Origin of the sequence: Cuniculiplasma thermophilum, assembly GCF_052315355.1 — an archaeon.
GTDB lineage: Archaea > Thermoplasmatota > Thermoplasmata > Thermoplasmatales > Thermoplasmataceae > Cuniculiplasma.
Genome location: NZ_JBLSDF010000049.1, coordinates 1 through 9,935, shown reverse-complemented (window position 1 = coordinate 9,935; position 9,935 = coordinate 1). Strand labels below are relative to the sequence as shown.

Here is a 9,935-nt window from a genome sequence, read left to right as displayed (position 1 = left end):
GGATCTTGTTATGCTTTCAAGATACTTTCTCTCATCATCCGTCAGGGTGATGTGTGGCTTAACACGCTTGAACACCATAGGTAGATATGGATACTGAGTATAAATAATTGTAAGTGTATTATGGAAACGCTATACTAGATACCCGGAAAGCATAACATCCTTCACACTGACAAAATTCTATGGTGCCGGATTTCTCCGTGTGGGTTTCATGCTTGCCTCAAAGGATAAGATAAGGAAACTGAAAGAATACAGATACCTTTCATCAGGTTCACCAAATTTGATTTCACTCTACTTCGGGAGAAAGGTACTGGAAAGCAGGGAGTTCTTTTTAAAGGAAGTTAAAAAGGTGATTGAAACAAACAGAGATATTGTTAAGAGAAAACTTTCATCCTTTGGATTCACATTCTCTGATCCAGATAATTCATCAACAACCTTTGTGAGCGGCAATTTTGATGAAAAATGGTGCAGAGAACTTTTGGAGAAAAAGGGCGTTCTGGTTACCCCTGGAAAGTATTTTGGTTTTGACAGGGGATTCAGAATATGCTTCACTTCGCCATCTACTGAGAAATTATCAGAGGCTCTCGACCTGATAGGAGAGTTTGCAGGTGTTAATTGATGTACAAATGGTACAGGCTTATCTTTACCGACCTGTATCCAACGACAGATATATGGAAATACAGGTCAATGTCCGAACTTCTTATTCCCTGGAAGAATGAGATCAACAGATTCAGGATAGTGAGCAACCCGGAAATTACTGATTTTTACATAGGAAGCTCAGGTGTTGAATCCATGTCCATGATAAGATCATTCTTCAAACGTCTTTATAGCATAAACCTGGAACCTGTAAATGAGGTGCTGGATGAGCCCTATCCCCTCAGAAAATTTATATTTGCACCCAGGAAGCCCATAAGGCAACTGTATTCCAAATCACTTGTTCAGAATCTGGCAAATCTTCATACAATATCCGGTAACGAAATAGTATCTGATTTTGCAATGTACAGAAGAGGAAGGGAAAAGATTCTTGTCGCCCTGAGAATTGGAACATTCTCTGAAATTCATACTATGAGAGCAGAAAACGCATACATAGACAGAATGTTGAAAAGATTCTCGAATGAGACCAGGATTAGGGTAAAGGAGATTAAGGGAATAGGATCCTTTAGAAGGGCAAAGGGGTTTGAGCCAAACAGGCTCATAAATATAATAAGAGTTCCTGACGATGAGGATGAGCCCTAATCAGGGGTGTTATTCTCTTCAGTATATTTTCTGTTTGTTCCAAATGGGGAAAATGATTTCCCGTTTCCGTGGTAGAATTTTGAGAAAAATTCCACATAGAGAAGTCTCACTCCCTGGATTCCGCCCTCCACTATTGCAAGAAGCAGTGCAAAGATCTGACCAAATATTAGTACTATTATTCCCAGGATGATCATAAATGGGTTAGATAGCGTACTGAAGAAAAAGTCGTTAATGAGTGATGTGAGAATCACAGATGCAAGAAGTATTCCCATAATTCTTGTATATGACAATACATGGCTGATTATGGATGGAAGTTCTATTATTCCCTGTACTCTCTCTGCAACAACAATTAATATTATTCCCACTGCCATGACTGCAACATCAATATCCGCATATACATTTGTTGCAAGATTAAGATTAAGTCCATATATTAGTGAAAGACCAAATACAACTATGCCCCAGACGAATAATAACCATCCAAACTTCCCCCATACGTGTATTCTCTCACCATAATAGTGCTCATTTATCATTCCTAGTATGAGGCCAAAGGATACCATGAATACACCGAAGTATCCGCTCATCAGTAGAATTTTAGATGTATAATCTATAGGATTATAGTAAGTCACATGAAATGGTCCTATCTGAGTTGGGAGTATTGAATACCCAAAGAAGCCATTAAAAACAATACCCGATATTATTGCGGCTATTCCCCCAGGAATGAGAGCTTTTGCAAGAACCTGCAGTTGATATGGTGTGAAAACAGACCCTATGAAATTTGTAAGCTTTTTAGGTAGCTTTACCTTCTTCTTGGTGCTGTTCATCCTCTTTATTATCCATATGGACATCAATAATATGACAATACCAAATCCAAAATCACCTACCATTATTCCGAAGAATATGGGAAAAACAATGGCGAATATTAGTGTTGGGTCTATTTCTATATCCTGAGGAAGGGAATAGAACCTGATGAATGATTCAAAGAGCCTGACTCCTCTTGGATTTTGAAGAAGAGTTGGCCCTCTTTCGTCAGTCTTCAGCTTCTCAACTATACACTGCTTCTCTGTCACCTTTTCTAATCTGCTTTTCAGTTTGGAAAAACTCCGTTCTGGTATCCATCCTTCGAGCACGAATATGCTTGAGGTTGAGGGCATTCTCATTGCGGCTTCAACCTTCTTTGCCTCTATCTCAAGAGCCTCCTTGATTGACACAACCTTATCATAATATTTGTCCGATAGCTCATCTATTCCTGCCTCGAGGTCTTTCAACTTTTCTGAGAGTTCTTTCCTCTTTTCTTCCAGACTCTTTTTAAGCTCTGATGGTTTTCCGGACATTCTCATTATGAAAATCGGCCTCTGCTCACCTGTCCCGAGACTCTGGGAAAACTCCTTCTCACGTTCCTTTGGAACACAAACTATTGTTGACTGTCCCGCATTTATTGTTACAATATCAGGAGATTTTGCATTATATGGATAATTGACAATGAAAGAAGATATTGAATCGTTGTTGAAATATGAAAGATCTACGTCCAGATTTTCCATGTATGACAATACTTCAAGTCTGTTATCTATCTCCTTTATTGTTGATCTTATGTCATCCATGGAGGAATATGCAATTCTTAAGTCCTCACTTAATCTTATCTCAGAAGCAGCCTTTAAAATCTCATCCTTTCCATTAAATTTCATCCTCTTGGAAACAGGTCTCGGATGGAGAAGGTTTTCGTATCCCCTGAACCTGTTAAGTTCATCAATAATTATTCCCCTGTCTGGAAGATCCGTACCCTGCTTCATCATGTTTTTTACTTCTGCGGATACCTCTTCCAGCTGGATAACCTTCATTTCGTGAAGCGTTGAAATTATGGCATCGGCTTTCTCCTTAGAACCTATAACACGAATCTTTTCCATAGGTACTGGTGTTATTCCCATTTTGAATCATTCCATATTTTTCTTCATAAACTTAAAAAGGAGATCCGCAGCCTTTTTATCGGTCAGATTGAGTGAAATGGCTTCTGCATCCTTTCTTGCCTGCTCCTTGCTCTCTTCTATCTTTTTATTGACCTCTTCCTGAAGCCGGGCAATTTTATCTGAGTATTCCTTGCTGTATTTTTCTTCGGCTTCTCTTGTCTCTTCCTCAAAGGATTTCTTAGCCTTTTCAATCTTTTCCTGGCATTCCTTAGAGGCTTTATCTATCATTGCCTGAACCTCATCTTCCTTATTCTTTATTCTCTTTATCTCTTCAATACCTTTTTCTGTCATAATTTCACCAGCAGGAATATAGCCAATACTATTACAAGTATTCTAATCGGAAACATATATCTCCATATTGCATAGAGCTTTCTTTGCTCACTGTTCATCTCCTGAAGCTTGAATTTCTTCAAATTTTTTACTTTCAACTCCCTCCTCCTGGGCAGTGATCTTCTTTTTCACTATTTTGAGAGTTGTAAATGTGTCCCGTTCCAGTTCGTCAAGTCTCATTCTTATATATTTAGCATCTGCATTTAGTTTTGGAATCATAACAAATTCGATTGCGTTTGAACGCCTTTTCGTCTTATCTATCTCGTTTAAGAGTCTTCTCATGGACTTTTCCTTCTCAACAACTGTTATGAGAGACTGAAAGAGCTTTTCAAAAATGTCTATTGAATCGTTTATGGAAGATGGTACAGATATTGCCCTGAACCTTTCAGTTAGAACCGCTCTTTCTGTATTAATTCCTATCTCAGGTATTCTTACTCCCATCACGTTCTTTGTGTTCATTGAAACACTGGATTCCCCAGACATGAATGAAAATCTTTCTATTGCAAGCCTTCCCTCAGATATTTCTGCCTTTGTGATTGATTCAATTGCCCTTGCAGTTTCATTCCTTAGATTTTCCCTTAGACCTCTCATCTCCTTTGCCAGTTCTAGAAACTCCATTATAAGAGCTGATCTCTTCATTTTTAAAAGCTGATAGCCTCTCTTTGCAAGCTTTATCCTCTTTCTTATCTGTATTAACTCTATTCTTGTTGGCTTAACATTGAGAGATGCCGTTTAGATCACTTCCACTTTCCATACTTTTCGATGAAATCCTTCTTTAGCCTCTTCATTTCTCCAACTGGAAGTTCAGACATGAGATCGTAACTGAGGTTTAATGTATCCTCTATGGTTCTGTCCTCGTAGAGACCCTGATTTACATATCTCTTCTCAAATTCGTCTGCAAATTTCAGATAACTCTTGTCGTTGGCGCTCAGTGATTCTTCACCCACTATTGCACTTAAGGATCTGAGGTCCTTTCCATTGGCATATGCAGAATACAACTGATCAGCAACTCCCCTGTGATCTTCTCTTGTGCTACCCTTCCCGATTCCCTGATTCATAAGTCTTGACAAAGATGGTAGAACATCAACGGGAGGGTAAATTCCCTTTCTCTGAAGATCCCTGCTCATGACTATCTGTCCCTCAGTTATATAGCCCGTAAGGTCAGGTATGGGATTTGTGATATCGTCACCTGGCATTGTTAATATGGGGATCTGTGTTATTGATCCATTTTTGCCCCTGATCTTTCCTGCCCTTTCGTAAATTGTACTCAGGTCAGTATACATATACCCAGGGAATCCTCTTCTTCCTGGAACCTCTTCCCTGGCTGATGAAATTTCTCGGAGGGATTCACAATAGTTTGTCATATCTGTCAGTATTACGAGAACATGATATTCTCTTTCGTATGCAAGATACTCCGCAGTTGTAAGGGCGACCCTCGGGAGAATTATTCTCTCCATAGAAGGATCTGATGAGAGATTAAGAAATATTGCAGCCCTGTTAAGTGATCCTGTTTTTCTGAATTCATTCATGAAGAAGTTTGCCTCTTCGCTTGTTATACCCATTGCACCGAAAATAACTGCAAACTGGTCATCGGATTTTAGGGTTTTAGCTTGCCTCGCTATCTGTGCTGCAAGCATATTATGGGGTAGACCTGATGCTGAAAATATGGGAAGCTTCTGACCCCTTACAAGCGTGTTCATTCCATCAATTGTGGATATACCAGTCTGAATAAATTCAGAAGGCTCTTCCCTTGAATAGGGGTTTATTGCATCACCCACAATCTCCACTTTTTCAGAGCTCTGTATCTCGGGGCCCTTATCAATTGGTTCTCCCAAGCCGTTGAATACCCTACCAAGAACCTCATCTGATACCCTGATCCTTGCCGTTTCCCCTCTGAACTTAACTACTGTATTAGTGTTGTCCAGACCACTTGTGGCTCCAAATACCTGCACTATTGCCAATCCGTTGCTCGTATCCAGAACCTGGCCTGATTTTACCTGACCATCAGGAGTTTCAATGGATACCATTTCGTTATAACCTGCATTTTTTATGCCTTCCACGAAAATGAGAGGCCCGCTTATTTCCCTTATACTCTTATAACCAACTTTTACCATTATCTTTCACCCCCTATTGCCCTTATATCATTCTCAATGGATTCCATAGCGTCTTTCACATAACTTTCCAGATCGGCATCCCTGACCTCCTTAATCCTGGAAATTTTTTCCTTGGAACGAATATTCTGAATAGCTTCCATTGTTATTCCAGATGCAATTGCCTTTTCTATCTGCTCAGAATAGAACATTATGAGGTTCATCATAACACTCTGCTTCTTTACTGAACAGTACTGATCTACCTCATCAAAGGCGCTCTGTTGAAGATAATCCTCACGAATAATCCTTGCCACATCAAGAGTTGCCTTTTCCTTATCAGGAAGTGCATCGTAACCCACAAGCTGTACTACTTCTTGCAGTTCTGCCTCCTTCTGCAGGATTCCCATCATCTTTCCGTTTATGTCTGGCCAGTTCTTGGATACATTCTCCCCAAACCAGGGAAGAAGATCTGAAAGGTAAAGAGAATATGAATTCAACCAGTTGATGGATGGGAAATGCCTCCTTGAAGCCAGAGATGCATCCAGTGCCCAGAAAACCCTGGTGACTCTCAGTGTATTTTGGGAAACTGGCTCGGAAATATCTCCGCCTGGTGGCGATACTGCTCCAACAATAGTGATTGACCCGTTTCTGTCTGGTGATCCGTCTATGATTGCATTTCCTGATCTTTCATAGAATTCCGAAAGTCTTCTTCCCAGGTATGCAGGATAACCTTCTTCACCAGGCATCTCTTCAAGCCTTCCTGAGATTTCTCTCAAAGCTTCTGCCCACCTTGATGTGCTGTCAGCCATCAAGGCTATTCCATACCCCATGTCACGGTAGTATTCTGCAATGGATATACCTGTATAGATACTTGCCTCCCTTGCGGCCACTGGCATGTTTGAGGTGTTTGCAATTAGTATTGTCCTCTCCATCAAGGGCTTTCCACTCTTCGGGTCCTGAAGTTCCGGGAAGGTGGTCAGAATTTCTGTCATTTCATTTCCTCTCTCACCACAGCCCACATATACAACTATATCACTGTCTGCCCATTTTGAAAGCTGATGCTGCACCACTGTCTTACCAGACCCAAAGGGCCCTGGTACTGCTACAGTTCCACCCTTTGCAACAGGAAACAGTGTATCTATAACTCTCTGACCCGTGATTAGTGGTATAGATGGGGGTAACTTGGATTTAACCCCTCTTATTGATCTTACAGGCCATTCCTGTCTCATGGTTAATTTAGTAACTTCTTCCTTTCCTTTGATGTGTGCGAAAACGTCAGTTATCTTCATCTTTCCTTCTATTATTTCCTCTACAACTCCAGAAACATTGAAAGGAGCCATTATTTTATGTTCAATAAGTGATGTTTCCTGTACCGTACCAAGAATCTGCCTGGGTTTTATAACATCCCCTTTCTTAACTGCAGGTACAAAGTCCCATTCCTTTTGAGTATCAAGTGGAGATGCTGTATACCCTCTTCTTATGAAATCACCGGTCTTGTCCCTTATAACATCAAGTGGTCTCTGAATACCGTCGTATATGGATTTCAGAAGCCCAGGACCTAATTCCACTGACAGTGGCCTTCCGGTTGTTTCAACCTTTTCTCCCGGTTTTATTCCACTGGTATCCTCATAGACCTGTATTGTTGCACGGTTTCCTGTGATTCTTATGATTTCCCCGACGAGATTCATCTCTCCAACTCTGACCACGTCGTACATCTTGGAACCTTCAATATCTTCAGCTGTCACAACAGGGCCTGAAACCCTGACAATTTTACCCATATTTTTCACCTTCCTATATCAACGCCCAGTATCCTTTTTGCCATGGCAGATAAAGATTCCTCGTTATCCTCTCCTGGTAAAGGAATGAACATAATCAGCGGATTCATTATACTCTCATAATATGTCATGAGTCTTCGGTCCATATATTTCTTAAGACTCTCGCTGACGAAAATTACTGAGTATTTTTTTGATTTTGATAATTCCTCCAGTTTTGCAACACCTTCTTCACCTGAATACTCATAGGAGTCCGCTATTCCTATTAGCCTGAAACCAAGTGAAACTGATCTTTCACCTATTACGCAAATTTTTCCTGAACTTTCACTTAACTTTTCCATTATAGCACCAGCATCTTCAATATCTGTTCTTTCCCAAGCCCGTGAGCCTTGGCTGCAAATATTGTCCTGAGGTTGTTCCTTTCGTTCTCTGCAAGTATTATGCCGTTGAATATGGCCCCCAAAGAGTTAGACTGGGAGGCGAGTTTTGGTACATTCCTTCTAAATACCTCTTTCTTTATAAGAAATTCCAGATCACCAAGATTTACATTTTTAATATCAACGCTCTCCCCAATTCCAAATATTTTCAGCACGCTTTCTATCATGGAGGTTGAATCCTGGGAATTGTATAAATTTCTTATCTGATCAATGGAAATGTTACCAAATTCAATAATTCCTGATGTGATGGATGTAAAGTCCAGCTTAAGCTGCTTTGCCTTTATGGCTGTCATCATGTTTTTAATATCTACCTGCTCTCTGAAATAGTATCTAAGTGGCTCCTCGTCGCCCCTGTAAAATTTTACTGAATCGATGAGCCTGGAAAAGTATGCTACATCCAAAGCATACAGTAAAACCGAAACGTCCTTCTCCTTTCTGTATTCGTCAATAAACCTGAGCATATAGACGCCGTAACCAAGTTTGGTCAAATATTTTGTAATGCTTTCCACGTCGTTTTCATTTATCATCAGGGAGTAATCTTCCTTCGTTATGAGATTGCTGGTAAGTCCTATGGGAAACCTCTTGGAATCCACGATAAACAGATCATCCCTATCCACCTTCTTACCAAGGGACTTGGCTGTGAGTATACTCTTTATGCTATCTATATCCCATCTGGAAACGTAACTTCTTATGGGTTCCATTGCTCCAGAAGGCGGGGCTTCTACTATCCTGAGAATAAAGGATATCATCCTTCTTGTGGAGGCCAGTTCTAGAAGATCATAGCCCTGATAAAATGTGGAAAGTGCTTTCAAATGTTCCTGGTACGGAGTGCCGTCTAAAATTGCAATTATATCAGTTGGATTTTTAGCATCAATTATTGCATTGAACTGATCCTGAGTCAAAAGCTCATTTTTTAGAACTCTGGCCTTGGCTGCAGAACCTGCATAAGTTGCATCCATTAATTTGCACCCATAATCGATAAAAGCATTTCCTCTAATTCCTGTCGGTTTTCCAGAATCAAAGAATGAAGCGTAAGATCCAGAATCCTTTTTCCGTCTTTGGATATGGCCACTATACCTATCTGTTCTTTGACCGTTTCCTCAGTTTTAAAATCACCTTCTATTTTTGAGACAATTTTTTTATCCTTTGAGGAAACTATGACTTTGCAGTTCTTGCCTAGTTCACTAAGTGCCTTAGATACAGATTCAGCGATAAAAGAATCATATCCTTTTATATCCCTAATTTTGTCGTAAAAACTCTCGGAGCTGTCAACAAACTTTGATACCTCAGAGGATTTCTTATTCATGATTATGCTTCTATATTCCAATCTGGATTCGTCCTCTCCTCTTCTTGTAAGATTTGCCATATCCTCTTGAATCTTTTTACTCCATTTCTTCTCTATTTCGTCCATGGCATTCTTCTTATCAGTCTCAATCTTGCCCAGGTTTGACTCACACTCAGAGTTTATCCTGGCAATTTCCTTTTTACCTTTTTCTTCTATACTGGATATAATGTCTTCCGATGACATCTGTAACTCACAGAACACCCTTAAGGAGAATTATACCAAGCACCAAACCTATAATCCAAAGCGTTTCCGGTATAACAAAGAATATGATAACCTGACCAAATTTTTCAGGTTTCTCGGCTATAATCCCCATACCAGACGCACCAATTCCTTGCTGAGCCATTCCAGTTCCTATTAAACCCCCGGCTATGGCTATTGCAGCGGCTATTGCTTCAAGAGCATAGGTATAATTAACGGTTGAACCAGTACTTGAACCAGTAGCTGGTACTGCAACCAGAGCAGCAATTGCACCTAATACCGAACCTGTATCAACAAACATGAAAATCCTGATTGCCCAATGAAGACTTTTTATTTAAATTTAATTCTACGAATCTAATTTTCAGAGAACTTGTTGAGAAATAGATAAATATACCAATATTTAAATTTTTATATAATTGATTCAATAGCGTGACTTTACATCTTCTTTTTATTAGTATATCATGGAACACGCAATTTAGCCATTTTCTGTAAATCTGTCTGTGGGTACACAGGATTTTCATTGTCTTCATGTTCAATTTATTCCGTATTTTCATATGTACATAATGCAT

11 protein-coding genes are annotated in these 9,935 nt (G+C 39.8%); 2 read left to right on the top strand and 9 right to left on the bottom strand.

The annotated features are described in order from the left end of the window. The first annotated feature begins 103 nt into the window (after positions 1-103). Positions 104-616 carry a pyridoxal phosphate-dependent aminotransferase gene (locus ACNF42_RS07965; protein WP_443340228.1) on the top strand — a complete coding sequence of 171 codons (513 nt, stop codon included), beginning with the start codon at positions 104-106 and terminating at the stop codon, positions 614-616. Beyond that, the gene (locus tag ACNF42_RS07960) at positions 616-1,233 is read left to right on the top strand and encodes a hypothetical protein (RefSeq protein WP_443340226.1); all 618 of its coding nucleotides are present in this window, start codon (positions 616-618) and stop codon (positions 1,231-1,233) included. The genes ACNF42_RS07965 and ACNF42_RS07960 overlap by 1 nt, the downstream gene beginning before the upstream one ends. Here ACNF42_RS07960 and ACNF42_RS07955 read toward each other — a convergent pair. From ACNF42_RS07955 to ACNF42_RS07915, 9 genes are all read right to left on the bottom strand, one after another. Beyond that, positions 1,230-3,155, bottom strand: a complete 1,926-nt coding sequence (locus ACNF42_RS07955) for a V-type ATP synthase subunit I (protein WP_443340225.1) — start codon at positions 3,153-3,155, stop codon at positions 1,230-1,232. The two genes, ACNF42_RS07960 and ACNF42_RS07955, sit on opposite strands and share 4 nt — an antisense overlap. A gap of 6 nt (positions 3,156-3,161) precedes the next feature. Continuing rightward, entirely contained in the window at positions 3,162-3,485 is a 324-nt protein-coding gene (locus tag ACNF42_RS07950; RefSeq protein WP_443340224.1) for a hypothetical protein, read from the bottom strand. An 87-nt stretch (positions 3,486-3,572) separates the two neighbouring features. Next, positions 3,573-4,199 carry a V-type ATP synthase subunit D gene (locus ACNF42_RS07945; RefSeq protein WP_443340227.1) on the bottom strand — a complete coding sequence of 209 codons (627 nt, stop codon included), beginning with the start codon at positions 4,197-4,199 and terminating at the stop codon, positions 3,573-3,575. Positions 4,200-4,261: 62 nt separating this feature from the next. Then, a complete protein-coding gene (locus tag ACNF42_RS07940; protein WP_443340223.1) occupies positions 4,262-5,638 on the bottom strand; it encodes a V-type ATP synthase subunit B in 1,377 nt (458 codons plus the stop codon). Beyond that, the gene (locus tag ACNF42_RS07935; protein WP_443340222.1) at positions 5,638-7,392 is read right to left on the bottom strand and encodes a V-type ATP synthase subunit A; all 1,755 of its coding nucleotides are present in this window, start codon (positions 7,390-7,392) and stop codon (positions 5,638-5,640) included. Before ACNF42_RS07935 ends, ACNF42_RS07940 begins: the two co-directional genes overlap by 1 nt. Before the next feature lie 5 nt (positions 7,393-7,397). Continuing rightward, the gene (locus ACNF42_RS07930) at positions 7,398-7,727 is read right to left on the bottom strand and encodes a V-type ATP synthase subunit F (protein WP_443340221.1); all 330 of its coding nucleotides are present in this window, start codon (positions 7,725-7,727) and stop codon (positions 7,398-7,400) included. Beyond that, complete coding sequence (locus ACNF42_RS07925; protein WP_443340220.1) at positions 7,727-8,782, bottom strand: V-type ATPase subunit; 1,056 nt, start codon at positions 8,780-8,782, stop codon at positions 7,727-7,729. The genes ACNF42_RS07930 and ACNF42_RS07925 overlap by 1 nt, the downstream gene beginning before the upstream one ends. Next, positions 8,782-9,351 carry a V-type ATP synthase subunit E family protein gene (locus ACNF42_RS07920; RefSeq protein WP_443340219.1) on the bottom strand — a complete coding sequence of 190 codons (570 nt, stop codon included), beginning with the start codon at positions 9,349-9,351 and terminating at the stop codon, positions 8,782-8,784. The genes ACNF42_RS07925 and ACNF42_RS07920 overlap by 1 nt, the downstream gene beginning before the upstream one ends. A gap of 7 nt (positions 9,352-9,358) precedes the next feature. Then, positions 9,359-9,667 carry an ATP synthase subunit C-like protein gene (locus ACNF42_RS07915; RefSeq protein ID WP_443340218.1) on the bottom strand — a complete coding sequence of 103 codons (309 nt, stop codon included), beginning with the start codon at positions 9,665-9,667 and terminating at the stop codon, positions 9,359-9,361. Positions 9,668-9,935: the final 268 nt, after the last annotated feature.